This is a genomic window from Pseudomonas sp. BN415, from assembly GCF_029871195.1.
Lineage (GTDB): Bacteria > Pseudomonadota > Gammaproteobacteria > Pseudomonadales > Pseudomonadaceae > Metapseudomonas > Metapseudomonas resinovorans.
The window spans coordinates 72,204-94,407 of record NZ_SSOK01000020.1 but is presented as its reverse complement, the minus strand read 5'-3'; the positions used below and the strand labels follow the sequence as shown (position 1 = coordinate 94,407).

Below are 22,204 nucleotides of genomic sequence, written 5' to 3'. Positions count from 1 at the left end.
TACTCCCATGCGCCTATTTGCCATGCTTGCATGCCTCCTGCTTGGAGGCTCCCTGCTGCCGTCGGTCTGCCTTGGCGAAAGCCCCCTCTCGCTGGAACTGCTGGGCCGCTCTCTGGTGCGAGGCCTGCAAGCGCCGCTGGACGAGGCGGACGAACGCTGGCTGCAGCAGAAGGGCACGTTGCGAGTGGGTACCAGCGAGCCTGATTTTCCTCCGTTCGATATAACCGCCAGCGGCCAGGACTATGAGGGGGTGACAGCTGACTTTCTGCGCCTTATCGCCCAGTCACTTGGCGTCGAGATCAAGGTCCTGCGCTTCGCGGACCGCCAAGCGGCCCGCGATGCACTGAGCAGGGGCGACGTCGATGTACTGGGTAACAGCGTAGAGGGAGATGCTGCCAGCCCCGGACTGATCCAGACGATGCCCTACTTGCAGCACCAGCCAGTGATGGTGACGCGCATAGACGATCGTCGTGCCGCCACCGGAAACCTCAAGGGGCTGCGGCTTGCCTACTCCCCGGAAGGGCCAAGTCGTGAGCTGATCCACAAGCTTTACCCCGACGCCCGCCCCATCAAGTTCGGATCGGTGCGCAGTGCGCTGCAATCGGTGGCCTTCGACCAGAGCGACGTATTCATCGGTGACGCCGTGGCCGCCAACTACCTGATCAGGCAGGGTTACCTCATCAATCTGCGCATGACCAACTTCGCCGGCTTCGAGGGGGTGGGCGTCTGCTTTTCATTGGCCGAGGGCAACGAGCGTCTCAGGCGCATTTTCGATAGCGCGATCCAAGCCATTCCCGATACGGAGAAGGCCAGCATTCTGAAACGCTGGGGAGGTGGTGTGGGAATGTTCCTGGACAATCTCCGGCCCCAGCTCACCCAGCGCGAACTTCGTTGGTTGGAGCAGCATGGATCGGCCCGGCTGGTGGTAGATGGCACATTCGAGCCCTTGACCTTTTTCAATGCCAAAGGCCGTTTTCGCGGGATAGTGCCGGACCTTCTGGACCTGATTCGACAACGGACGGGCCTGGAGTTCGAAGTCAGCAGCAGACCTTCGGCCAAAGGGATGCTCGCCGATCTGCGTGAAGGGCGGGCCGACATGGCCGCCACGCTGTTCTTCACGCCCGAGCGGAACCAGTACCTGAGCTTCACCCGACCTTATTTCAGCACCAGCAGCGTGCTGGTTGTTCGCATGTCCGGCACTGAGCCGCAGGGGCTGAACCAGCTCGGTGGACGAACCCTGGCGATTCCGGCCGGGCACTCCCTGAGTGCCTACATCCGGCAGCATTATCCCGAGGTGGCGGTGATCGAAGTGGAAACGGGCATGCAGGCCCTTGCCAGCGTGGCTGAAGGCAAGGTCGATGCGGCGCTGCATGCGATGGCGTCCTCGACTTTCCTGATCAATCGCTACTTCCCGGGCAACTTGCGCATTGCCGACACCATTGGGCGGGACCCGGGCCGTTTCTCATTTGCCGTGTCGCGCAATGCGCCCGAGCTGCAGAGCATTCTCGAAAAGGCCCTGCTGTCCATCTCCCCGGACGAGCTGGGCACGATCATCAACCGCTGGTACACCGATGCTGAAGAATCCGAAAGCACCTGGGTCGAGTACCGGGCACGGCTTTACCAGGTGGGCTTCGCCCTGCTGTTGCTGGCGCTGGTGTTTGCCGGCTGGGCGTTGTACCTGCGCCGTCAGGTGTTGCGACGTGCGCGAGAGGAGCGGCGCCTGAGTGACCAGTTGGCCTTCAAGCGTTCGCTGATCGATGGAATTCCCTTTCCGCTGTCGGTCCGGGGCCTTGATGGCCGGACCATCACCTGTAACCGCAGCTACGTCGACGCCATTGGGGTACCGCGCGCGGCCCTGATCGGTCGACGCCTGACCGACGTGAAAGGGCTGCGGATCGATGCCCTGGACGCGTTGGAGGGACTGAACCGTCGGGCCCTGGAACAGGGGGAGGCGCTGTTCAGCGATCAGCAACTGCACCTGTGGGATTGCACGCTCGAGGTTTCTTACTGGGCCATTCCCTACCGCAATGCCCAACAAGACATCCGGGGGCTGATCTGTGGTTGGGTCGATATCACCGAACGCAATGGGCTGATGGACGAACTGCGCCAGGCCAAGGAGCAGGCTGAATCGGCGAATGTCGCAAAAAGCCGCTTCCTCGCCACCATGAGCCATGAAATCCGCACCCCGTTGAACGCAATCATTGGCATGCTCGAACTGGCCCTCAAGCGTGAACGTCTGGACCGGGATGCAATCCTGGTGGCGCGGGATTCAGCCGATTCCCTGCTGGCGCTGATCGGCGACATCCTCGACATCGCCAAGATAGAGTCCGGACGCATGGTCCAGGAGCCGCGTCGAGAGGCGCCCCGTGCGCTGACCGAATCGGTCGTTCGGGTCTTCGAAGGGTTGGCATGGCAGAAGGGACTTCGGCTCTCGCTCGACCTGGACCTGCCCGACCAGGACGACGTGATGGTGGACCCCTCCAGCTTCAAGCAGATCCTGTCCAACCTCATCAGCAATGCCATCAAATTCACCGACCGGGGCACGGTTGGAGTCCACCTGCGGGCCCGGCGCGATGGCGAAGAGCACCTGCTGCTGACCATGGTGGTGGTGGACAGTGGAATCGGTATCGCTGAGGCCGATCAGAAACGCCTGTTCCAGCCCTTCACGCAGCTAGCCGGCAACATGAGTGTGGGGCGAGGGGGCACCGGCCTGGGTCTGAGCATCTGTCGGCGACTGGTGGACATGATGGATGGCCGTCTGGAGATGCACAGTGAACTGGGTGTCGGTACGCGTATATCGGTGAGCTTGCGCCTTCCGCGGCTCGAGCCTTTGCCACCGGTTGCGGAGCAGCCCGAAGCCCGGGAGCTGCCGCCAGGATGTCTGCGCGTGCTGGTAGTGGACGATCACCCGGTCAATCGGATGATGCTGGTGCAACAACTGGAACTCCTCGGGCAGCCCGGCGAGCAGGCCGAGAATGGCGAGGAGGCCCTGCGCATCTGGGCTGAGTCTGCGTTCGATCTGGTGATCACCGATTGCAACATGCCGGTTATGGATGGCTACGAGCTGGCTCGGCGTATCCGTGAACAGGAGTACGAGCGGGGCGCGCACCCCGTCCTGATCGTTGGCCTCACTGCCAATGCCCAGGCAGAGGAGCGGGCGCGCTGCCGCGAGGCGGGCATGGACGACTGCCTGTTCAAGCCCATCGGCCTGGAGGGTCTGCAGCGTTACCTGCAGCGCCTGGTTCCTCCGACCACGGCTCCCGAGATCCAGGACGACGACCAATCGGTCTGCCTCAATCTGAGCTTGTTGGATCGCACCACCGGCGGCTCACCCGACGTGGCCCGCATGCTGCTCAGTGCGTTGCATCAGGCCAACGAGGCTGATGTCGCGGAGGTAGAAGGTTTCCTGCGAGCGGGGCGTTGGGATGACCTGGAGCGCTTGGTGCACAAGATCAAGGGCGCAGTGGAGCTGATCAACGCCCAGCCGTTGTTGACCCATTGCATTGCGTTTGGCGAGGCCCACGACAGGGGAGCCGAAGGTTCCGAACTGGCGCAACGGGCCGAAGCAGTGTGGCGAAGCCTGGGAAGCCTGCAAGGAGAACTGGAGCAGCGCCTGCTTGACTGAAGTCGGGCACTAATCGCTCTGACGCACCGTTTCCATTTGCGCTGACCGGATCCCCCAGCGCAAGCGGGCGCGGTGAGCCAGATAGGCGACCAATAGCGCCAGCCCGGCCCCCAGCAGCGTGTTGTAAAGACGCAGCAAAGGCAGGTGCCAGTCAAGGGACAGGCTCTCGGCCAGCAGCACGAAGCACACGGTGGTCTGTACCACGAACAGTCCATAGTGCTGGGCGATAAAAGCCCGACTGAGCACGATCAGCGGCAACATGCAGGCTACCAGTAGGGCAGGGCTCTGCAGCCAGCTTCCCACGCCGATTAGAACCAGCGCACCTACAAGGCTTCCCAGGCAGCGCTGGATGCCACGTTCCAGGCTTCCATTGAGGTCCATCTGGATGGTGGTCATCACCGTCAGCGTCAGCCAATAGCCCCGCGGTAGGCCGGACAGGTTGACCGCCAGACCAGCGAAGGCGCCGGCCGCGCTGCAGGCCAGGGCATGGATCAGCCAAAGGCGCTGGGGCAGGCGCTGGGCATGGCGACGCATCACCCGCGCGAAGTTGCCCAGGCGCGGCATCAGCGGCCACAGCCGCATCCCCTGTGAGGCTCGCAAGGCGAAGGCAAGCAGCATCACCCAGAGGCCGCCAATGGCAAAGAGTGCCCCCACCGCCAGTCCATTGTGCAAGTTGCCGAGCCCTGCCTGGCCCTGACCCAGGCACAGGCACGCCGCAAGCCCCACTCCCAGCTTGCCGAGCTCCGTGCCGTAGCGTTGCAACACGGCCAACAGCAGTCCCATGAAGGCGAAACTGGCCAGGCTCAGGAGTGGATGGCTGGCCGCCCAGAAGCCCAGGCCAGCACAGACCGCACCCAGGCCGGTGAGCAGGCTCATGCGCAGCATGCCGAGGCGATGGTAAGGATTCGCCAGGGCAGCCTGGAAGGCTCCTGTGGCTGCCCAGAGGAAGCCGCTGTGACTTGTGAACAGGCCCAGCATCAGCGGAAGGCCGCAGCCCATGCCGGCCATCAGCGCGGCGCCCCAAGCGGGTGGGCCGGCGTGCCAGCGCAGGCTTCTTCTGAACAAGGTACGCATCAACGCGACTCCTGTAGGCGCTGGGTCAGGTCGGGCTGGAGCGGCCGGTCATCTCTCGGGCCATTTCGGTAGCGTAGCTGTCGGTCATTCCGGCGATGAAGTCGATCACTCGGACGAACGCCCGGTAAAGCGGCCAGTCCGGGTCAGGGGCGTTGTTGCCGAGCAGGTCGAGAATGCGCCGGTGCTTGAACGACGGCGTGCGCCCGCCGTGCTGCTCCAGAGCGGCTCCGCAGAAGGCGTTGAGGAGGATTTCCAGGGTGGTGTAGGCACCGATCTCATGGAGCGTCTTGCGCTTGTCCTGGAATATCTTCTCACGGGCGATGGCCTTGGCCCGCAGCACGCAGCGCTTGGCCGGGCCGTGCATGTGTTCCACCAGGTCGCCTTGCAGGGTGCCGGCCAGCAGCGCGTCGTGTTGCTCGACGAAGGCTCGGGCGGCAGCGTTGGTCAGGTGCTCGATGGCTTTGCCCCGCAGGATCGCCAGTTTGCGTCGGCGGGAGTCCTTGGGGCCGAGCTGGCGGTAGGTCTCCGGCAGGTCGTCGCCAACCAGGCCAAGCAACAGCGCCTCGACTTCCGCGTACTCCAGCAGCTCCATCTCCAGGCCGTCTTCCAGGTCGATAAGGCCGTAGCAGATGTCGTCCGCAGCTTCCATCAGGTACACCAGCGGATGCCGTGCCCAGCGGTGCTCGTCAATGCGCGGCAGCTCCAGCTTGGCGGCGATCTGCTCCAGCAGTGGCAGCTCGCTCTGGTAGCAACCGAACTTGTGCTTCTTGTAGCCCAGCGCCTCGGCATGGCGCGAGGTCCAGGGATACTTCAGGTAAGTGCCGAGGGTGGCGTAGGTCAGACGCATGCCGCCATCGAACTGGTGGTATTCCAGTTGGGTCAGCACCCGCAGCCCCTGGGCGTTGCCTTCGAAGCTGAGGAAGTCGGCTCGCTCCACTGGGCTCATGTCGTCCAGCCAGCCCCGCGCGGCGGCCTGTTCGAACCAATGGCGGATCGCGTCTTCGCCTGAATGGCCGAAGGGCGGGTTGCCGATGTCGTGCGCCAGGCAGGCCGACTGGACGATGACGCCCAAGTCCGAGGGCTCACACCAGTTCGGCAGCACATCGCGCAGGGTTTCTCCGACCCGCATGCCCAGCGAGCGCCCCACGCAGCTCACTTCGAGGGAGTGCGTAAGACGCGTGTGAATGTGGTCATTGCTGGAGACCGGATGCACCTGGGTCTTGCGCCCGAGGCGGCGGAAGGCGCCGGAGAAAATGATGCGGTCGTGGTCTTTATGGAAGGGGCTGCGGCCCAGCTCATCGGCGCTGTGCACCGGTTTGCCAAGGCGTTCGCGGGTAAGCAGAGTCTGCCAGTCCAAGGCCTGTCCTCGCCGTTCAGTGGCTGAAGACCCTACTCTAACCCAAGCGTTCGCGCACGACTCAGGCCATTGCCAGACCGGCGGCGTCGATATCCACCAGCAGCAGGCGGCGACCGTTGTCGATGAACTGTCCGGCCGTCAGGCAGTACTGGTTGGTGGTCGCATCGCGGTAGGTCGTGGACAGCGTAAGGCGGCGTTCTTCCCAACCCTCGGCCAGCAGTTGATAGAAGTAGGGGCGCCAGGACCAGTTGTGACCCCGGTAGCTCGCATCTTCCTGCCAGCCGCCCGGCCCCCAATGCAGATTGGGTGTGATCTGCGTACCGTTGCGGTCGCACTGATAGATGCGCAGCAGCCAGGGGTAGTCCTCCGGGCTGGCCAGGCTCGACGCTGGCGCGCCGCTTTCAGCCCAGGCGCGCAACCGCGACATCAACTGGTTGAGACTACGGCGCAATGTCATCAGTCGCGCCCGTTCGGCCAGCTTGCTCTGTACGTAGCGGTCGCGCAGGAGGGCGAACCGCTGTACGAAGGCATCGGTTTCAAAGAGCTCCAGGCGGGGTTCGGCGAACAGGTAGCCCTGCACGTAGCGGGCCCCGCACTCCAAGGCAAAATCCAGTTCGGCTTCGGTCTCCACCCCCTCGGCGATGATCCAGCAACCGGTTTTCTCGGCCATTTGCGCGAGGGCCTTCACCACTTCGCCGCTGGGCCCGCCACGGGCTGCCGCCTGGAACAGGCGCATGTCGAGCTTGAGGATGTCCGGTTGCAGAGCTAGCACCCGGTCGAGCTGGGAATAGCCGGCGCCGAAATCGTCGATGGCAATCCGCGCCCCGGCCTCGCGGTAACGCGCGACCACGTCTGCCAGGCGCTGACTGGCGCCGCCCAGTTCGGTGATTTCGAAGACGATGCGTTCTGCGGGTACGCCAAAGCGTTGCAATTGCTTGAGGCTGGGCAGGGTCTGCCCCGGACGCAGGCGACTGATCCAGCGCGGGGAGATGTTCAGGCTGAGGAACCATTCCGAGGGGGCTTCATGCAGGCGCCGCAGGGCATCTTCGCGCAGTTGCCGGTCAAGTCGGCGCAGGGCCGTCGGCGACACTCTCGAATCAAGGAACAGCGGGCCTACCGATTGCAACGTGCCGTCTGGCTGGCGCAGCCGGCCCAGGGCCTCGACGCCAGCGATCAGCCCCGTAGCGGTATCGATGAAGGGCTGGAAGCAGGCGAGCGGTTGCCCATCGATCACGTTGACTCCTTAGGTGGAAGGCCATGGGAATGCGCGCGGCGCACGTTGGTGCCCATGCCTGGTGCAATGGACCGCTCACCTGTAGCAAGAATGTGGCCAGTTGCCTTCCAGCAGGGGATGTCAGCTGGGATCGTCCCGCGGGGGTTTTCTCAACAGGGCCTGCAGCAGGGGGTAGAGCGCACTGCCCAGGCGCAAGCCGCGGCTCAGGCTGCCTTTGTGCGCGGCGAGAAAGCCCAGCGCTGCAACCGCTGCAATGCCCCAGAGTGGGGCGTGGGGAATGTCCAGCTTGCGGGTGAAGTCCCGAGCCTGCCGCAGTGGCTGGGTCAGCAAAAGGGACTCGTGGCGCAGTTCCTGGCGCTGCATTTCCAGACGCAGGCGCACCAGCGCCTTGCGCATGTCCCGACGGGTGGCGTTGCGGGGCAGTTCCGGCGGGTTCATGGCAACAGGCGCTCCCGGTCACGGGCCAGTTCTTCGAGGGTCGCGCTGAAGGGCGACTCGTCGTCATCCACTGCTGCCCTCAGGCGCACACCGCAGTAAAGCGTTGCGATCAGGTAGAAGGCGCAGAGGCCGGTGAGGGCCTCGAAGCGCCAGTTGTCCCAGAGCAGAGCCAGTATCAGGCCGGACAGTCCGATCAGCAGCAGCATGGCGAAGATCAGCGTGAGCCCGCCGAATAGCAGCAGATAGAGGCTGTTGGCTTTTTGCTCCTGCAGTTCAATGCCGAACAACTCCACATGGCTGTGCAGCAGGCCGAGCAGCGAGGCACTGAGACGCCTGGGCGAGGGACCGCGTCCCGCCTCCTGGGCGGAAGGGGCTTCGTCGCTCATGATCAGCGCCGGGCGGCCAGCAGGCCGAGCAGGAAACCGATACCGGCGGCGAGACCGACGCTCTGCCAGGGATGTTCCTGGACATAGTCTTCGGTGGCCTGGACGGCGGCCTGGCCACGTTCACGCAGGTTCTGCTCGGTGTCGCGAAGGGTGTCGCGGGCGCGCTTCAGGCTTTCGTGGATCTGCACGCGCAATTCATCGGCCTGCTCGCCAGCCAGGCTGGCGGTGTCTTGCAGCAGCTTCTCGGTGTCGTTGACCAGGGTCTGGAAGTCGGCCAACAGGTCGTCCTGGGCGCGGGCGGCGGTCTTACGGGGCATGGCGATTCTCCTTGTAGGACTCAAGTCCTAAGAGTAGGTGCCTTCGCGCAAGGTTCCCGCGGAATTTTCTTTGGTGCTGCTGGTATAGCGCTTGCATCGCGCTGGTGCGCGGTTGCGGCGAGATGCGCTGGATCGGGGCGCCCTGGATGGCCTGTCGAGACGCGTAATCCACGCGCAACCTAATGAAAATCATAAAGAAACGCCGTTCTAGATAATTCTTGCGCTGGCCTGCCTGCACCAATTCGGGAACCGGATTCGATCCTTTGCGGTGCGGTGTGGCCTCAGGATGGTGCGCTGGAAGTCGTTCATGAACTGCATTGGTGCTTTTTCCTTACTGCCGGAGTTGTCTTCGCCAATGGAAAACCTCAACAGCGCCGTGGAGACCCTGATCCACGGTTCCAACACCCTGTTCATCCTGATGGGCGCCGTCATGGTGCTGGCCATGCATGCTGGCTTCGCCTTCCTTGAAGTCGGCACGGTGCGACAGAAGAACCAGGTCAACGCCTTGTCGAAGATTCTCTCCGACTTCGCCGTCTCGACCCTGGCCTATTTCTTCATCGGTTACTGGATCGCCTATGGCGTGACCTTCCTGGAGCCGGCCAGTGCACTTGCCGCCGACCACGGTTATGCCCTGGTGAAGTTCTTCTTCCTGCTGACCTTCGCCGCGGCCATTCCCGCCATCATCTCCGGCGGCATTGCCGAGCGCGCCCGGTTCTACCCGCAGCTGTGCGCCACACTGCTGATCGTCGCCTTCGTTTATCCCTTCTTCGAAGGTCTGATCTGGAACGGCAACTTCGGCCTGCAGGACTGGCTGAAGAACAGTTTTGGCGCCAGCTTCCATGACTTCGCCGGTTCGGTGGTGGTGCACGCCGTGGGCGGCTGGCTGGCCTTCGGCGCCGTGCTGTTGCTGGGGCACCGCAACGGGCGCTACCGCGAAGGCCGCCTGGTGGCGTTCGCTCCGTCGAACATTCCCTTCCTGGCGCTGGGCTCCTGGATCCTCATCGTCGGTTGGTTTGGCTTCAATGTGATGAGTGCGCAGACCCTACAGGGCGTCAGCGGCCTGGTGGCGGTGAACTCGCTGATGGCCATGGTCGGCGGCACTGTTGCCGCGCTGCTGGTGGGCCGTAACGACCCTGGTTTCCTGCACAACGGACCACTCGCCGGTCTGGTCGCGATCTGCGCCGGCTCCGATCTGATGCATCCGATTGGAGCCTTGGTGACCGGCGCTGTGGCCGGTGGCCTGTTCGTCTGGGCGTTCACCGCCACCCAAGTGAAATGGAAGATCGACGATGTGCTCGGCGTTTGGCCGCTGCACGGCCTTTGCGGCGTCTGGGGCGGCATCGCCTGTGGCATCTTCGGCCAGGAGGCGTTGGGGGGCCTGGGTGGCGTCAGCTTCGTCAGCCAACTGATCGGCACCGGCCTGGGCGTGCTGGTCGCGCTGGTGGGAGGCTTTGTGGTCTATGGCTTGCTGAGGTCCACCGTTGGCATCCGCCTCAGCCAGGAAGAGGAATACTACGGCGCCGATCTGTCGGTACATAAGATTGGTGCCACTTCGCAGGATTGAGCAGCAGTCGAAAATGAGTCCGCCTCCACCGGGGCGCTCTTGCTGGTGGGCCAGGCATCATTGGCCCACCGTTTGCGGTCTGGCGTGGCCGCGGTGGTGGAAAGGCCAAGCGTCATCCCCCCGCAAAGGTAGTTTCGTCCTATGAGTGGGACGCTCAATCACAAAATCGCTGGCTAATCAGCGTTTGTCGACATGGATAGGATTGCCCTCAATCCGATCGGCCGTCGCCGGTCGCCCAACTGAGGGTAACCATCCATGAAACTCCTGCACCTCGATTCCAGCATCCTCGGCGACGCCTCCGCCTCCCGCCAACTGAGCCGTGACGTCGTCGCCGCTTGGGAAGCCGCCGAGCCGAATGCCCAGGTTACCTACCGTGACCTGGCCAGTGACGCCATCAGCCACCTGTCGGCCCTGAGCCTGGTTGCTGGCGGTACTCCGTCCGAACTGCGCGATGCTGCGCAGAAGCACGAAGCCGAGCTGGGTGAAACCACCCTGAACGAATTCCTCGCCGCCGACGCCATCGTCATCGGCGCGCCGATGTACAACTTCACCATCCCGACCCAGCTCAAGGCCTGGATCGACCGCATCGCCGTTGCCGGCAAGACCTTCCACTACACCGAAAACGGCCCGGAAGGCCTGGCGGGTGGCAAGAAAGTGGTGATCGTTTCCACTGCAGGCGGCATCCACGCCGGCCAGGCCAGCGGCCAGGCTCACGAGGACTATCTGAAGCGGGTGCTGAACTTCCTCGGCGTGACCGATATCGAGATCGTCCGCGCAGAAGGCCTGGCCTATGGCGAAGAGCCCCGTGCCAATGCCTTCAGCGCCGCCAAAGCGCAGATCGGCGAGCTGTTCGCCGCCGCCTGATTCCGCTAGCCGGAAAACACAAAGCCCCGCGCGTGCGGGGCTTTGTCGTTTGCAGCGAGTGAGCAATCTCAAGCGGCAAGGCCCGCTTTACCTGTAGCGGCGATTTCAATCGCCAACCGGACCGCAGGTTCGGCCTGCGATGCAGATGGGGGCAGCTTCGCCGTCCTTGGCGAATGAATTCGCCCCTACAGATTCGGCCTTCTTTCTGAAAGGGATCAGACAATCACACCCTGGCTGCGCAGGTAGTCGTCATAGGTGCCGCTGAAGTCGGTCACACCGTTCTCCGACAGCTCGATGATGCGGGTGGCCAGGGAGCCGACGAACTCGCGGTCGTGGCTGACGAAGATCAGCGTGCCCGGGTAGTTTTCCAGCGCCAGGTTGAGCGCCTCGATGGATTCCATGTCCAGGTGGTTGGTGGGTTCGTCCATCACCAGCACGTTGGGCTTCTTCAGGATCAGCTTGCCGAACAGCATGCGGCCCTGTTCGCCACCGGAGATCACCTTCACCGATTTGAGGATCTCGTCGTTGGAGAACAGCATGCGGCCGAGGGTGCCGCGCACCAGTTGCTCGCCGCCCTGGGTCCACTGGCCCATCCAGTCGAACAGGGTGACGTCGTCTTCGAAATCGTGGGCATGGTCCTGGGCGTAGTACCCCAGGTCTGCGCTTTCGGTCCATTTCACAGCACCACTGTCCGGGGCCATTTCGCCGACCAGAGTACGCAGCAGGGTGGTCTTGCCGATACCGTTGGGGCCGATGATGGCGACGCGCTCGCCCGCTTCGATCTGCAGGTCCAGGCCCTTGAACAGTTGCTTGCCTTCGAAACCCTTGGCCAGTTTCTCCACGGTCACCGCCTGGCGGTGCAACTTCTTGTGCTGGTCGAAGCGGATGAAGGGGCTGACGCGGCTGGACGGCTTGACCTCGGCCAGCTGGATCTTGTCGATCTGCTTGGCGCGCGAGGTCGCCTGCTTGGCTTTCGAGGCGTTGGCGGAGAAGCGGCTGACGAAGGTCTGCAGTTCGGCGATCTGCGCCTTCTTCTTGGCGTTATCGGCCAGCAGTTGCTCGCGCGACTGGGTCGCAGCGGTCATGTACTCGTCGTAGTTGCCCGGGAACAGGCGCAGTTCGCCGTAGTCCAGGTCCGCCATGTGGGTGCACACGCTGTTCAGGAAGTGGCGGTCGTGGGAAATGATGATCATGGTGCTGTTACGCGCCGTGAGGATGTTTTCCAGCCAGCGGATGGTGTTGATGTCCAGGTGGTTGGTCGGCTCGTCCAGCAGCAGCACGTCCGGGTCCGAGAACAACGCCTGGGCCAGCAGTACGCGCAGCTTCCAGCCGGGGGCGACCTCGCTCATCGGGCCGAAGTGCTGGTTCAGCGGGATGCCCAGCCCGAGCAGCAGCTCGCCGGCGCGGGACTCGGCGGTGTAGCCGTCCATTTCGGCGAACTCGGTCTCCAGCTCAGCCACGGCCATGCCGTCTTCTTCGCTCATTTCCGGCAGCGAGTAGATGCGGTCACGCTCGGCCTTCACCTTCCAGAGCTCTTCGTGGCCCATGATCACGGTGTCGATCACGCTGAAGTTTTCGTAGGCGAACTGATCCTGGCGCAGCTTGCCCAGACGCACGTTGGGTTCCAGCATCACCTGGCCACCGGAAGGCTCCAGGTCGCTGCCGAGAATCTTCATGAAGGTCGACTTGCCGCAGCCATTGGCACCGATCAGGCCGTAGCGGTTGCCGCTGCCGAACTTGACGGAAACGTTCTCGAACAGCGGCTTGGCGCCGAACTGCATGGTGATATTTGCGGTGGAGATCAAGGGGTTTACCTATCAATAACTTACGAAGTGGCGCCTTCGGCTGATACCGATTTGATACCGATATTCAACTTTTCAAGCTCGCTCCAGTCGGAGCAGGAGTTGATCCAGCGGGCATACGTCGACAGCAACATCTGGACGCTGTGGCCAAGCTGCTGGGAGATGAAGGCGGGGTTCATGCCGGACATTAAGCAGATTGTCGCATAGGTGTGACGGCAATTGTATGGCGGGCGGTATCTGATCCCGAGTGCGGCCAGGGTAGGGCGCCACTGGAAATGCACGTCTGAGGTCTGCGTGACGTACTCCCGGTTCTTCGAGGGCGGGAAAACGTAGGGAGTCTCTTTCACCTTTCCTTTGCCGTTTTTCCGACGCTCGGCATACTCCTTGGCATACTGGAGGGCGTTCAGGGCCCGCTCGTTGAGCAGGACGAAACGGTCATTACCCGTCTTGGTCCGCTCCACCACCTCACCCAGGGCCACTGTGCGGCAGACGTGCACCTGGCGCTTCTCCACGTTCACCGACTCCCAGCGCAGGGCCAGTGCCTCGGAAATGCGCAAGCCGGTGAAGAATAGGAACTCGAACAGGGCCGCGTAGATGCGGCTCGGCCAATGCTCCATCTGGTACAGCCTCTCAATGATCTGGGTCGCCTCCTCCAGGGTGAACGGGTCGATCTCCTTCCGCGCACGCCGCGGTAGCTCCAGCGGCTCTGCTGGGTTCTTATCAATCAATCCATCTGCCACCGCAGCTTTAAGGATCGTCGAGATCCGCACGATCGCATTGCGCTTAACCCCCGGTGAGGTCCACTCCGTTGCCGAGAGAATGCGACGTAGGGCGGTCGTGGTGATCAGGTCGATCCGGGTCAGCGCCAGGTGTGGCATCCAGTACAGGTTCAGGCAGCTCTTGTAGTTCTGGTAGGTGCCCGGGGTGATCTCGCGGCTGTCCAGCCAGAGCTGGGCGTAGTCGTTAAAGCGGTGGCCGCCACCGGCTGCACCGCTCGACCAAGGGAACAGCTCGGCATACTTGGCGTCATCCAGGAGGCCGAGCTTGATCAGGCCGACTACCTGATCCCTAAGCTGGGATGCAGCCTTGATCCCCTTTTGCGTGGTGGGATACGGGAGCGTTTCACTGCAGCGTCGTCCGTGCCAGGTGAAGCGAATACGGAGGGAGTTGCGGAAGAGTTCCACCCCGGTGGGCATACCCACTGACTCTCGAGCCATTCGTCATATCTCCGTTTGCTGTAGATGATCTGGCGGCCGTTTTTGATCCAGACGCCTTCCGGGATTTGTTTGCGGGCGCGGCGCGCCTGGAGGGACCGGACCGTGGTGCCGAGCAGCGCGGCCATCTGCTTCTCGGAGACCTTGTCTAGGCCCTCTTCGGTTTGTGCTGCAGACATGAGGATGCCTCCTGCCGACTCTCGCCGGCAGCTGGTGGGGTAGATGGGGAAGGGTGCTAGGCTGGATCCAAAGGAACTCAGGGAGTCGCCCATGGCTTACATTCCAGGCCTTGATGGATTGCGTGATGCGCTAGAAGGTCGAGTCGACGACTCTCACGACAGGTGGCTTCTGTCTGTTGCGGAAAAGCACGGACGGATTTCTCCACAGTTCGTTGCCGACACACTCCGCATATCGAGGAAAGAGGCTAAGGCCAGGCTGCAGGCAGCCTCCGCCAGAGGTCTGCTTTCTGTGACGCCCTCAGGTTGGTATGAGGGGCGCGCCAAGAACTAGACCTGGCTAGCGCCTACTCTCGACCTGCCAGCGGCCTGCCGTTCTCGTCGTACTCGGGCCGGGCCGGGGGGTAAGCGTCGGCAGTCATGGCCTGGTCGATGGCGGCCCGCAGGTTCTCGTCGTAGTTCTCGCCCACGATCCGCTCATGCGGGGCACCCATGAAGTGGCCGACGATCTCGATGCTGATGGTGCTGTCGCCGGCGTCAGCGTTGGGCTGCTGTCGTAGCGTACGTCCCAGCAGTTTCCCTCTATGGCGTCGAGGCGGTCCTTGTCCTTGCGAAGCGCCTCCAACTCTTCCCGAAGCCTGGCGTTCTCCTTCTCCACCTTCAGGTGATCCTCTTCCAGTACAACGGTCTCCCGCTTGCTGTACTGCATGAAATCGACCATGGCGCTGTGGCGTGGGGCTCGCTCAGCCATTGCTCTCTTCCTCCAGTTTCCCGCCGCAGGCATGGCAGAAGTGCATGCCGTTCTCCTTCGGCCCGCCATCCATTAGCGTCCACTTCTCGCCGCAGCCGGTGTCCCAGGAGAAGCTGTCGCTGTCATAGGTCCAGCAGCAGATGCTGGACTGTGGCGCTGCACCCACCTCCTCCAGCTTCCTCGACAGCCAGCGGATGCGGTCCTTCGCGGCGGTCAGGTAGGCGATGCTCTCAAGGCTGGTCCGGTGGTCACACATGAAGACGGCATTCGCCAACTGGTCGTCAGTCAGGCTGCCCATGCATAGCGCGGCTCGCTCGCAGTTGTAGCGGTCGCCGTGCGGATCGGGCTGGTTCTTGGCGCGCCAGGTGGCAGATGGGGTTCCCTGGGTTTGCTGGGTCACGACTGCTGCTCCTTCCGCTCATAGGCGGCGGTGAACTCGGAAATTTCGGTGCTCAGGTCCTGGGCCAGGACGCTGGAGTGGTTGAGGTGGTTCTTGGCGCGCTTGAGAAGGGCGATGGCCTGGGCCAGGGGATGGTCGGTAAGCAGGCTCTCGGTGAGCTTCTGCCGGGCGGACATGTCGAGGCTCATGCCGGCAGCCCTCCCGGCGTGGCCATGGCGCGTACCCCGATGTCGGCTGCCATCACCCGGAGGATTCCCAGGTTGCAGGCAATGTGGTGCTCGAGCATGGCGCCCTTGGATTCGTGCCAGCCAGGCAGCAGGGCCACGGTGTCGCAGGTGATCAGTTGGGCGATGGCCAGGCGGAGGTAGCCGGACCAGGTGGTGTCGGCCGGCGCTTCGTTCTCGGCAGGGTTCTCGACGTGGAAGCCCAGGGCCCGGAGGCGGTCGGCTTCGGCATTGAAGGCCGGGTAGTTGAACTCCGGAAGGCCGGTCATGGGGCCGGCGAGGTAGATGCGCTTCATTTCATCAGGGCCTCAAGGTCATCAATGACTTCGCCATAGGCCCAGCGGGCTTTCTCGGCAGTTACCGGCACAACGATCAGCCCTTCTTCCAGGGCTTCCATTACGTCGTCCGGATGGCGCCTTGCGATGAAGGTGCATTCGCGCGTCTTCGGGTTTACGCCGGCAATCGCCAGCGCCTCGGTTTCTGCGGGCATGACGGGGCCTCCCTGGCGTGTATCGCCAAGCTGAGTAGGTAGGGGATGGATCAGGACTTGGGTGGAACGGGGGAGCACTGAATGCAGCGGCATTCGTCGGCGAACTTGCGGCTGGCGCGGCAGATGAAGCGGGTCATCGTCTGTTTCTTCCTCCGCCAGCCTTCAGCGAGGCGTCGTGGTTGGCCTGGCGGAACTGATTACAGATGACCACCACGTCCGCTCCGTCTCGCCGGTGAACTGGCATGGTGTGAAAGGGCAGGGCCGAGCAATCATCGTGGGCCTTCTGGCAAGCAGAGCAGCGACCGCCCTTGGGGTAGTAGTTGGTCATGGCGTCATCGCCGTGTTGTTCAACAGCTGAGCCAGCGCCGGGTGAATCTCCAGCGTGTCGGCGGCCGGGTCCAGCAACTCATTGCGCGGATCCAGCAGCACCTCCATGCCGAAGGTGACGCGGAACATGGAGCCTTGCTGGGCTACCTCGATCAGCTTCTCCAGCACCCGCTTGCACTGGTCGTGATCGTCGAGACGGAACCATTCGATCTCGTCTTCATCTTCGGTGATGCAGTCGGGCAGGTAGCCCTTGATAAGCGATTCCAGGAAGGAGGCGACCTGCTGGGCGCACTCGAGGTCCTGCTCGCTGGCGCGTGCCATCTTCATATGTGCAATTCCCTCGCCAGATAGGCGGAAAAGAGTTTCCGAAAACGGGTAACAGGTTTCCGGGGAAGGGGTGACAGGTTGTTGTGTGATATCCCGGCGCTCTCACCGGGCCACGATTGTGCGAGATCCAGAATGCGGCGATCCTTCAACCACCCTATCCACGGAGGTTGGTCATGAAGGTAGAACTGCTGAAGTTGGTCACGCCCGAGGGCGTAGAGGTTGAGTACGTGCGCACTATTAGGCAGGAAGGGAGGCTGACACTGGGTCAGTCCATACTGCTGAGCCGGTACACTGAAGAGCAGCAGAAGGCGATCCGGGAAGGGAGGCCGATCTAGTCGCTATCAAGCGGCGAGCGCCGGCGGGCTCTGCTGAAGGGCCTGCTGGACGGCAGCGATGATCCGCTCCAGGTACTGGTAGTCAGGGTTCGGTTCGCTGGCGCGGTCAGCCTCGTACCACCACTCGTCTCCGAACACCTTGTTCATCAGGTCGCTGTGTCCGCCCCAGAGGTAGTCGAGCGAGGTCGCGGCCTCCAGCTCTTCAGCTTCGTCGTACAGCTCGCGCGCATCTTCAGCATCGAGGTGGCCTCGCCGGCGATCGTTCAGGACCACGCCGCGCACTTTCTTCATCAACTCCTCACCCGAGAACTTGGTGGCGCTCATCTGCTGATCGAAGTAGCCGATGATGTAGCCGGCATCGAGTTGGCAGAAAAACGATCCAACGGTGTGACCGTCCCACATCCCGCCCCAGAAAGCCGTCCAGCTCTTGCCCCAGCAGCTGACGGTGATCTTCCCCTTCCTGGGTTCGAAGTCCTCGAGGAAGACGGTTATCGGGTCCAGGCGGTCGGCGCCGGTGATGTAGAGCTTCGTGACGTTGGAGGTCTCGACCTTCATGGTCTTGTTTTCTGTGGGCATGGGGATACCTCGGCGGTATATTTGCGAACTGCAGTTCAAATGGATGATTCAGTTTGATGGATAACAAACACTACTTTGCGGCAGGGATAGCAATAGTTTCTATCTTCGCGCTATTTCTCTCGTTCGCATTTGGGCTCTCTTTCGGAGCCTCCACCGACAGTAGTACTTTTGTTGATTACTGGTTGCCCGTGCTGTCTATGGCTGGAGGCTGGGTGTCTGGCATCGGTGCATTCGCGGCCGTGGGCGTATCATTGTGGCTTGCGAGAAGGCAGGCTCTGGATGAAGCGGAGAATATTGATGCCAGCATCATGTGGGGGACCACTGGAGGTCCGCCATTTCTGATGGTTAGCGTGATCAATAAAGGCAGGCGGCCTGCAAATATCAGGTCGGCCGTCATTTATGGTGATGGCGCGCCGATGATATATCTTAATAAGTTTGATGCCGGAAGCTCTCCAATGCCTACTTTTCTTAACTATGGAGAGAGTGCTGCTTATATCCTTTTGCCAAGTGGCGCAGATCAGATAAGAGGATATGTTAAGGATCATCTGTCCGATGATTACTCTAAGCTAAGGCTGGTTGTATCAACTATCTTCAAGAGCTATACAACTAAGCCGTCCAAGAACTTCATTGATTCATTGAGGAAGTAATACGCTTTCAGTTGTCATCATGGCAGGTCAACGATCGATATCGGTTCTTTCGTCTGGCTACACCACCCTGCAATGCCACGACTGCGCATAGGCCATGTAATGGCGCTTTGGCATTAATTGGTCTATTCCTTCTGCTCCCCCTCCCGGCCACCGCATCGGGCAAGGATGCTGGCCGGGTAGGGTGGTTAGGCTTCGAGCTGGTGCTGGGTCACACAAACAGCAGGGGCTGCACGGCACCGTCTGAGTAGATCTTGTCGAGCGGGGTGTCCGCGGTCGGCTCGTCGCCTTCCCATCCATCCGGCCATGTCTCCAGTGCGATCAACTCGCGGATTCGGGCTTCTTCCTCGGCGTTGATGAGGTCGACGGTGGGGCGTCCCAGCCGGATAGCAGCCTCGTTGATCTCAGTCTGGATGGCCAAGATGTGCTCCAGACCCATCAGGCGTGACTCCAACAAAATCGGCCCCATACGCTGCGGGTTGGCAGCAATGCTGCCGTCCTTCAGGCGCTCGATGCCGGCCTTACGCAAGCGGTGGTGCGGCTCGCGAAGTTCCCGCCAGAGTCGCTTGATGCGCTTCAGCGGTGCCAGGTAGGCCCAGTACGGGTTGAGCAGGATGGTATCCAGCGCCTTGTCCTCGCTGGCCAGCGGGCAGCCGGTGCAGCCGGTGCGGGCGTTGATCTCCTCGGCCTCATCGCCGCCGTAAGCGTCGGCGATCATCGCGGTGGACCAGTCGCCAAATTCGGCTTGAGGCGCCCAGTGCTTCAGCCACTCCCACACATGGCAGACCCGCCAGTGCAGCAGTGGAGCGAGGGTGGCCAGGCGGCCTTTCAGGCCCTTCGCCTCAGGCAGCACCTTCTGGTACCAGCCTTGGCCACACTCGGCACCGTCCTTTCCGCAAGACATCTCGATCCGCTTATCGCGGATCGCGCTCTCGCCCTGGCGCACGCCGGTGATCATCAGGACGTTGCCGTCCAGTTCGGCCAGGCGCTGCTCCAAGGCGGCCGTCATCGGGTCGATCTTGATCTGACGGGTACACCAGCGAAGCGTGTTGTTGTTCGGCGGCGGGACGCCGCGGCCGAGGATGTAGACCATGAAGCGCTTGTCCAGCGGCGCGGTTACCACCTCGACGTGGATGCCGCGCTCCTCAAGCTCATCCATGATCTGCCGCGCGGCGATCGCCAGCGGGGGAAGTTCCTGGCGGGTGTCGGCGTAGAAGATGGTCAGGGTCTTCGGGGTCTTGATCCGGCCGGTGTCGATCAGCCAGATAATCAGGGTGAGCGTGGCGCTGGAATCCTTTCCGCCCGACCAGGCCAAACCCCAGTGAGCGTGATCGGCGCCATAGGCCTGGAGCGACTGGATGGTTAGTTCGATGCTCTCGGTCATCTGCAGGCGCTGGGCGCCGGCGGCGAAGATGTCGCCCTGACGAAGGGAGGTCATGCGGATGGCTCCTTGGAGTCGCAAAAGATGTCGATCTGGGCCTCGGCGCATTCGGCCTGGCCGTGAGGAAGGGGCTGGCTCGAACCCCCTTTCTTAGCCCAGTCTTTCGCCTGCGAAACGTAGTAACTCCTGTTGCTCATGGCTTCGCGCATCGAGCGGTTGGAGAACGTTCCAGAGTTGCGGCGGAAGGATTTTTCCACTCCGTTGATGCTGGCGATCACGGTTACTGAATAGCCGGGACTGGCGTAGTCCTGGTTCAGGTCGCGAATGGTGCTCTCAATTGCACCTACCACTTCGCCATCGCGCTTGATCTCCCACTGTTTGGTAACGGTGCAGTTCCCAGCCTGGCGGAAGTCAGGGCCCATCGGCTTGAAAGTGACATTGCTCATGGCTTTCTCCAGGTCGAGCGATGCCGTGCCGCTGGTGCGGCTGGCGGGTGGGATGGGGAATCAGGGTCTTGCGGTAGCCGGGTATGCGTAGCCGTACCGGGCGGCGATCTGTTCCGCCTTCGCAGCGGTGATGGTCGTGCGGTCGCCCCAGCGCTTGCGCAACTGGCGGACGGCTTGCTCGACGGTCAGGCCAGTGGAAGCCAGCGTCCGGCCGTGCTCGGCAATCTGCTGTTCCAGCTCGAGGAATTCGCGCCGGTTCTCGGCGTTGTGCGTGATGCCGCCGTTCCAGACTGCCTGGCGGATCGGGGCGCGCTCGACGTGGGCGAGGCGTTCAATCTGGCCGCCGTTGGCCAGAAAGGCGGAAGTGAGCTGAGCCAGTTCGGCGCGCTGCGGCTCGCGGATACTGATGCCTGATGCGTCAATCATGACGATCTCCTGATTGGGCGCGGTTATTGATGTCGATCCAGTGTTCTTCGGCGGTGCGCCGGAGAATGGCGCGGGTGATGCCCAAGCGTTCGCAGATTTCGCGCTGGCTGAGCCCCTGGGCGGCCAGTTCGGCAATGGCAGGGGCTAGACGGTCGCGTTGCTGCTGACGGCGCTCAAGCTGTTGCGGCGTGTGCGTCTTGAACTCGACACCGAGTTGCTCGGCTAGTCGGTTAATCGTGCGGGTGCTGAAGTGGAGCCCGCGAGCCGCTGCGACGACGCCAGCATCGGCATAGGTCTCCAGGGACTCGCGGGAGATCATGCGGCCTTCTCCCGGAGCTTGGCTTCGTACTGGTCCACTAGCAGCTTGAATTTCCAGAGGTCGTCCTCCAGCTGCTCGATGTAGTCGTCGTCGCGCTTGAACTCTTGCCACCAGAGCTGGCGGCCGACAGGGCGGAGGTCGGGGCAGTAGAGGCCGATGTGCCACCACTTGCGGCCCGTGATCCACATGCAGCCCTGCACCTGGTCCATGATCTCGCTGGCATCGTTGTCGATGTGGAAGGAGCGCAGCTTCTCTGGAGCGAGGAAGCACTTGTACTCGCTGCCGCCGTCCTCACCGATGAAGCCGTCCGCGCTGGCGCCGAATGCGCCGTCATCCGTCAGCACGATTCCGACCTGAGTGACGATGAGGCCGGTTTGGATTTCGTGCTCCATGCGCGCTTCGGGCTCCAGTTCGTGTCCGCGGCGCATCTGCCAAGTCTCGAAGCCACCATCCAGCGGGTGACCGCTAATGCGCTCAACCGCCAGGCGGAAGGCGTAGTCGAGCGCCTTGGAGGTCGGCTCGCCCTTGCTCGGGCCCGACTTCAGCCGGGAGCGAGCATCGCTGAACATGCTGGCGGTGATCACACCCGCCCTGGCTTGGTGCCAATCCGGCGAGCCCTGAGCGCAGTTCACAATCTTCATTGCGTCACCTCTGAGAATTCGGGAATGTCGTCGGCGGTCGGTTCGGCCTGCGGCTCGGCGGCTTTCAGGGCCTTGCCGCGCGCTTCCACGGCCGCCTTGAAGGCGCTGTAGGCCGGCATGTCCTTCACGGCCTGGATCTCCTTGACGCCTTCCTTCCAAACGGAGGTGAGCGCTTCGGAGGTCTGGGCGGCGTTGGCCTGGTCGACCCACTTGGCGGTCAGTTCGGGGTTGGTGGCCGGCTGGTGAGGCTCGTGTTCGCGCAACTCCTCCGGCAGGTCCTCGATGTCCTGGGTGAAGATGTCGGAGGCGGCCGTGACGTTGAGGGTCATGGCGATCATGGCGCGCTTGCAGGCCATCTTGAGCACGGTGTTGGCCAGATCGGCCGCCTCGGTGCGCACCTGGGCCTTCTTCTCGACGGCGCCGCGGTACTTGGAGAATTTGATGCGGCGCATGTTCTCCGGGGTGGCGTCGAACTCTTCCGAGCAGATGGCTCCGCGCCACTTGTACTTCTCCTCGCCGGAGGAGCATTCGCCGACGCCTTCCCCCAACTTGATGCCGGTGGTCTGGTGTACGCCGATGCAGGTCACCCGGTACCGCGCCATGTCCGCCGTGGACAGGTCCTCGATCTCGTATTCCTGGGCTACCCGGAAGGTGACGCAGAGGACTTCGGCGCCTGGCTTGTACAGGGTGGGCTTCGGCGTGCCGGGGATGGTGCCGTAGTGGGTGTCCCTCTTCATGATCCCCTGCATCACCTCCTGGACGAGGTTGACGCGCTGGCGGATCTCGACGGCCGAGAAGCGGTGAACCTCGCCGGCGACGATGCCGGCGTTCTCCCGCTGCGGGATCTGGATGATCTCGTTCATGAT

Annotated in this window: 27 protein-coding genes; 5 read left to right on the top strand and 22 right to left on the bottom strand. The window is 62.6% G+C overall.

Going from position 1 to position 22,204, the window contains the following annotated elements; genetic code table 11:
- Positions 1–22 precede the first annotated feature (22 nt).
- The gene (locus E8F20_RS06135; protein WP_280282933.1) at positions 23–3,625 is read left to right on the top strand and encodes a transporter substrate-binding domain-containing protein; all 3,603 of its coding nucleotides are present in this window, start codon (positions 23–25) and stop codon (positions 3,623–3,625) included.
- Between the two features lie 9 nt (positions 3,626–3,634).
- Here the strand turns inward: E8F20_RS06135 and E8F20_RS06130 are convergent, their stop codons facing one another.
- The 6 genes from E8F20_RS06130 to E8F20_RS06105 form a co-directional block, all read right to left on the bottom strand.
- A complete protein-coding gene (locus E8F20_RS06130; protein WP_280282931.1) occupies positions 3,635–4,699 on the bottom strand; it encodes an FUSC family protein in 1,065 nt (354 codons plus the stop codon).
- A gap of 25 nt (positions 4,700–4,724) precedes the next feature.
- Positions 4,725–6,056 carry a deoxyguanosinetriphosphate triphosphohydrolase gene (locus E8F20_RS06125; protein ID WP_280282930.1) on the bottom strand — a complete coding sequence of 444 codons (1,332 nt, stop codon included), beginning with the start codon at positions 6,054–6,056 and terminating at the stop codon, positions 4,725–4,727.
- Between the two features lie 61 nt (positions 6,057–6,117).
- Positions 6,118–7,290 (bottom strand): EAL domain-containing protein, encoded by a 1,173-nt coding sequence (locus E8F20_RS06120; protein WP_280282929.1) that lies wholly within the window; start codon positions 7,288–7,290, stop codon positions 6,118–6,120.
- A gap of 120 nt (positions 7,291–7,410) precedes the next feature.
- Complete coding sequence (locus E8F20_RS06115; RefSeq protein WP_280282928.1) at positions 7,411–7,728, bottom strand: hypothetical protein; 318 nt, start codon at positions 7,726–7,728, stop codon at positions 7,411–7,413.
- Complete coding sequence (locus E8F20_RS06110) at positions 7,725–8,114, bottom strand: phage holin family protein (RefSeq protein WP_274801000.1); 390 nt, start codon at positions 8,112–8,114, stop codon at positions 7,725–7,727. The genes E8F20_RS06115 and E8F20_RS06110 overlap by 4 nt, the downstream gene beginning before the upstream one ends.
- A 2-nt stretch (positions 8,115–8,116) precedes the next feature.
- The gene (locus E8F20_RS06105; protein ID WP_028627179.1) at positions 8,117–8,431 is read right to left on the bottom strand and encodes a YqjD family protein; all 315 of its coding nucleotides are present in this window, start codon (positions 8,429–8,431) and stop codon (positions 8,117–8,119) included.
- Positions 8,432–8,786: 355 nt separating this feature from the next.
- On the opposite strand from E8F20_RS06105, the gene E8F20_RS06100 reads away from it, so the two are divergent.
- Both E8F20_RS06100 and E8F20_RS06095 read left to right on the top strand, forming a co-directional pair.
- Positions 8,787–9,995: an ammonium transporter gene (locus E8F20_RS06100; RefSeq protein WP_280282982.1), complete on the top strand. Its 1,209-nt coding sequence runs from the start codon at positions 8,787–8,789 to the stop codon at positions 9,993–9,995.
- A 255-nt stretch (positions 9,996–10,250) separates the two neighbouring features.
- Positions 10,251–10,859, top strand: a complete 609-nt coding sequence (locus E8F20_RS06095) for an FMN-dependent NADH-azoreductase (protein WP_280282927.1) — start codon at positions 10,251–10,253, stop codon at positions 10,857–10,859.
- A gap of 215 nt (positions 10,860–11,074) precedes the next feature.
- On the opposite strand, the gene E8F20_RS06090 is transcribed toward E8F20_RS06095, so the two are convergent.
- The 9 genes from E8F20_RS06090 to E8F20_RS06050 form a co-directional block, all read right to left on the bottom strand.
- Positions 11,075–12,664, bottom strand: a complete 1,590-nt coding sequence (locus E8F20_RS06090; RefSeq protein ID WP_280282926.1) for an ABC-F family ATPase — start codon at positions 12,662–12,664, stop codon at positions 11,075–11,077.
- Between the two features lie 20 nt (positions 12,665–12,684).
- A complete protein-coding gene (locus E8F20_RS06085; RefSeq protein ID WP_280282925.1) occupies positions 12,685–13,878 on the bottom strand; it encodes a site-specific integrase in 1,194 nt (397 codons plus the stop codon).
- Positions 13,879–14,398: 520 nt separating this feature from the next.
- A complete protein-coding gene (locus E8F20_RS06080) occupies positions 14,399–14,545 on the bottom strand; it encodes a hypothetical protein (RefSeq protein ID WP_280282924.1) in 147 nt (48 codons plus the stop codon).
- Between the two features lie 249 nt (positions 14,546–14,794).
- On the bottom strand, positions 14,795–15,202 hold the full coding sequence (locus E8F20_RS06075; RefSeq protein ID WP_280282923.1) for a hypothetical protein: 408 nt from the start codon (positions 15,200–15,202) through the stop codon (positions 14,795–14,797).
- A complete protein-coding gene (locus tag E8F20_RS06070) occupies positions 15,199–15,390 on the bottom strand; it encodes a hypothetical protein (protein ID WP_280282922.1) in 192 nt (63 codons plus the stop codon). Before E8F20_RS06070 ends, E8F20_RS06075 begins: the two co-directional genes overlap by 4 nt.
- Positions 15,387–15,722 carry a DUF4406 domain-containing protein gene (locus E8F20_RS06065; protein ID WP_280282921.1) on the bottom strand — a complete coding sequence of 112 codons (336 nt, stop codon included), beginning with the start codon at positions 15,720–15,722 and terminating at the stop codon, positions 15,387–15,389. The genes E8F20_RS06070 and E8F20_RS06065 overlap by 4 nt, the downstream gene beginning before the upstream one ends.
- Positions 15,719–15,916, bottom strand: coding sequence for a hypothetical protein (locus tag E8F20_RS06060; RefSeq protein WP_280282920.1), 198 nt, complete (start codon positions 15,914–15,916; stop codon positions 15,719–15,721). Before E8F20_RS06060 ends, E8F20_RS06065 begins: the two co-directional genes overlap by 4 nt.
- A gap of 133 nt (positions 15,917–16,049) precedes the next feature.
- Positions 16,050–16,244 carry a hypothetical protein gene (locus tag E8F20_RS06055; protein ID WP_280282919.1) on the bottom strand — a complete coding sequence of 65 codons (195 nt, stop codon included), beginning with the start codon at positions 16,242–16,244 and terminating at the stop codon, positions 16,050–16,052.
- Positions 16,241–16,570, bottom strand: coding sequence for a hypothetical protein (locus E8F20_RS06050; protein ID WP_280282918.1), 330 nt, complete (start codon positions 16,568–16,570; stop codon positions 16,241–16,243). The genes E8F20_RS06055 and E8F20_RS06050 overlap by 4 nt, the downstream gene beginning before the upstream one ends.
- Before the next feature lie 173 nt (positions 16,571–16,743).
- Here E8F20_RS06050 and E8F20_RS06045 point away from each other — a divergent pair, with 173 nt between their 5' ends.
- Complete coding sequence (locus E8F20_RS06045; protein WP_280282917.1) at positions 16,744–16,905, top strand: hypothetical protein; 162 nt, start codon at positions 16,744–16,746, stop codon at positions 16,903–16,905.
- 6 nt (positions 16,906–16,911) lie between these two features.
- On the opposite strand, the gene E8F20_RS06040 is transcribed toward E8F20_RS06045, so the two are convergent.
- On the bottom strand, positions 16,912–17,481 hold the full coding sequence (locus E8F20_RS06040; protein WP_280282916.1) for a hypothetical protein: 570 nt from the start codon (positions 17,479–17,481) through the stop codon (positions 16,912–16,914).
- A gap of 56 nt (positions 17,482–17,537) precedes the next feature.
- Between E8F20_RS06040 and E8F20_RS06035 the strand changes: the two genes are divergently transcribed.
- Complete coding sequence (locus E8F20_RS06035; protein WP_280282915.1) at positions 17,538–18,128, top strand: hypothetical protein; 591 nt, start codon at positions 17,538–17,540, stop codon at positions 18,126–18,128.
- Positions 18,129–18,336: 208 nt separating this feature from the next.
- Here the strand turns inward: E8F20_RS06035 and E8F20_RS06030 are convergent, their stop codons facing one another.
- Genes E8F20_RS06030 through E8F20_RS06005 form a run of 6 tightly spaced genes read right to left on the bottom strand, consistent with a single transcriptional unit; the run spans position 18,337 to position 22,201 of the window.
- Positions 18,337–19,563, bottom strand: coding sequence for a phosphoadenosine phosphosulfate reductase family protein (locus E8F20_RS06030; protein ID WP_280282914.1), 1,227 nt, complete (start codon positions 19,561–19,563; stop codon positions 18,337–18,339).
- Complete coding sequence (locus E8F20_RS06025) at positions 19,560–19,952, bottom strand: hypothetical protein (RefSeq protein WP_280282913.1); 393 nt, start codon at positions 19,950–19,952, stop codon at positions 19,560–19,562. Before E8F20_RS06025 ends, E8F20_RS06030 begins: the two co-directional genes overlap by 4 nt.
- A 60-nt stretch (positions 19,953–20,012) precedes the next feature.
- Positions 20,013–20,378, bottom strand: a complete 366-nt coding sequence (locus E8F20_RS06020; protein WP_280282912.1) for a hypothetical protein — start codon at positions 20,376–20,378, stop codon at positions 20,013–20,015.
- Positions 20,371–20,697: a hypothetical protein gene (locus E8F20_RS06015; RefSeq protein WP_280282911.1), complete on the bottom strand. Its 327-nt coding sequence runs from the start codon at positions 20,695–20,697 to the stop codon at positions 20,371–20,373. The genes E8F20_RS06020 and E8F20_RS06015 overlap by 8 nt, the downstream gene beginning before the upstream one ends.
- Positions 20,694–21,338 carry a lambda exonuclease family protein gene (locus tag E8F20_RS06010; RefSeq protein WP_280282909.1) on the bottom strand — a complete coding sequence of 215 codons (645 nt, stop codon included), beginning with the start codon at positions 21,336–21,338 and terminating at the stop codon, positions 20,694–20,696. Before E8F20_RS06010 ends, E8F20_RS06015 begins: the two co-directional genes overlap by 4 nt.
- Positions 21,335–22,201: a hypothetical protein gene (locus E8F20_RS06005; RefSeq protein WP_280282908.1), complete on the bottom strand. Its 867-nt coding sequence runs from the start codon at positions 22,199–22,201 to the stop codon at positions 21,335–21,337. The genes E8F20_RS06010 and E8F20_RS06005 overlap by 4 nt, the downstream gene beginning before the upstream one ends.
- Between the last annotated feature and the right edge of the window lie 3 nt (positions 22,202–22,204).

Bases quoted from the DNA above. Each gene is read 5' to 3' on its own strand.
- E8F20_RS06130 (WP_280282931.1), bottom strand. From the start codon at position 4,699: ATGCGTACCTTGTTCAGAAGAAGCCTGCGCTGGCACGCCGGCCCACCC.
- E8F20_RS06015 (WP_280282911.1), bottom strand. From the start codon at position 20,697: ATGATCTCCCGCGAGTCCCTGGAGACCTATGCCGATGCTGGCGTCGTC.
- E8F20_RS06050 (WP_280282918.1), bottom strand. From the start codon at position 16,570: ATGAAGATGGCACGCGCCAGCGAGCAGGACCTCGAGTGCGCCCAGCAG.
- E8F20_RS06035 (WP_280282915.1), top strand. From the start codon at position 17,538: ATGGATAACAAACACTACTTTGCGGCAGGGATAGCAATAGTTTCTATC.
- E8F20_RS06060 (WP_280282920.1), bottom strand. From the start codon at position 15,916: ATGCCCGCAGAAACCGAGGCGCTGGCGATTGCCGGCGTAAACCCGAAG.
- E8F20_RS06055 (WP_280282919.1), bottom strand. From the start codon at position 16,244: ATGACCAACTACTACCCCAAGGGCGGTCGCTGCTCTGCTTGCCAGAAG.
- E8F20_RS06070 (WP_280282922.1), bottom strand. From the start codon at position 15,390: ATGAGCCTCGACATGTCCGCCCGGCAGAAGCTCACCGAGAGCCTGCTT.
- E8F20_RS06080 (WP_280282924.1), bottom strand. From the start codon at position 14,545: ATGGGTGCCCCGCATGAGCGGATCGTGGGCGAGAACTACGACGAGAAC.
- E8F20_RS06040 (WP_280282916.1), bottom strand. From the start codon at position 17,481: ATGCCCACAGAAAACAAGACCATGAAGGTCGAGACCTCCAACGTCACG.
- E8F20_RS06105 (WP_028627179.1), bottom strand. From the start codon at position 8,431: ATGCCCCGTAAGACCGCCGCCCGCGCCCAGGACGACCTGTTGGCCGAC.
- E8F20_RS06010 (WP_280282909.1), bottom strand. From the start codon at position 21,338: ATGAAGATTGTGAACTGCGCTCAGGGCTCGCCGGATTGGCACCAAGCC.
- E8F20_RS06005 (WP_280282908.1), bottom strand. From the start codon at position 22,201: ATGAACGAGATCATCCAGATCCCGCAGCGGGAGAACGCCGGCATCGTC.
- E8F20_RS06065 (WP_280282921.1), bottom strand. From the start codon at position 15,722: ATGAAGCGCATCTACCTCGCCGGCCCCATGACCGGCCTTCCGGAGTTC.
- E8F20_RS06115 (WP_280282928.1), bottom strand. From the start codon at position 7,728: ATGAACCCGCCGGAACTGCCCCGCAACGCCACCCGTCGGGACATGCGC.
- E8F20_RS06025 (WP_280282913.1), bottom strand. From the start codon at position 19,952: ATGAGCAATGTCACTTTCAAGCCGATGGGCCCTGACTTCCGCCAGGCT.
- E8F20_RS06095 (WP_280282927.1), top strand. From the start codon at position 10,251: ATGAAACTCCTGCACCTCGATTCCAGCATCCTCGGCGACGCCTCCGCC.
- E8F20_RS06020 (WP_280282912.1), bottom strand. From the start codon at position 20,378: ATGATTGACGCATCAGGCATCAGTATCCGCGAGCCGCAGCGCGCCGAA.
- E8F20_RS06100 (WP_280282982.1), top strand. From the start codon at position 8,787: ATGGAAAACCTCAACAGCGCCGTGGAGACCCTGATCCACGGTTCCAAC.
- E8F20_RS06135 (WP_280282933.1), top strand. From the start codon at position 23: ATGCTTGCATGCCTCCTGCTTGGAGGCTCCCTGCTGCCGTCGGTCTGC.
- E8F20_RS06085 (WP_280282925.1), bottom strand. From the start codon at position 13,878: ATGGCTCGAGAGTCAGTGGGTATGCCCACCGGGGTGGAACTCTTCCGC.
- E8F20_RS06045 (WP_280282917.1), top strand. From the start codon at position 16,744: ATGAAGGTAGAACTGCTGAAGTTGGTCACGCCCGAGGGCGTAGAGGTT.
- E8F20_RS06030 (WP_280282914.1), bottom strand. From the start codon at position 19,563: ATGACCTCCCTTCGTCAGGGCGACATCTTCGCCGCCGGCGCCCAGCGC.
- E8F20_RS06110 (WP_274801000.1), bottom strand. From the start codon at position 8,114: ATGAGCGACGAAGCCCCTTCCGCCCAGGAGGCGGGACGCGGTCCCTCG.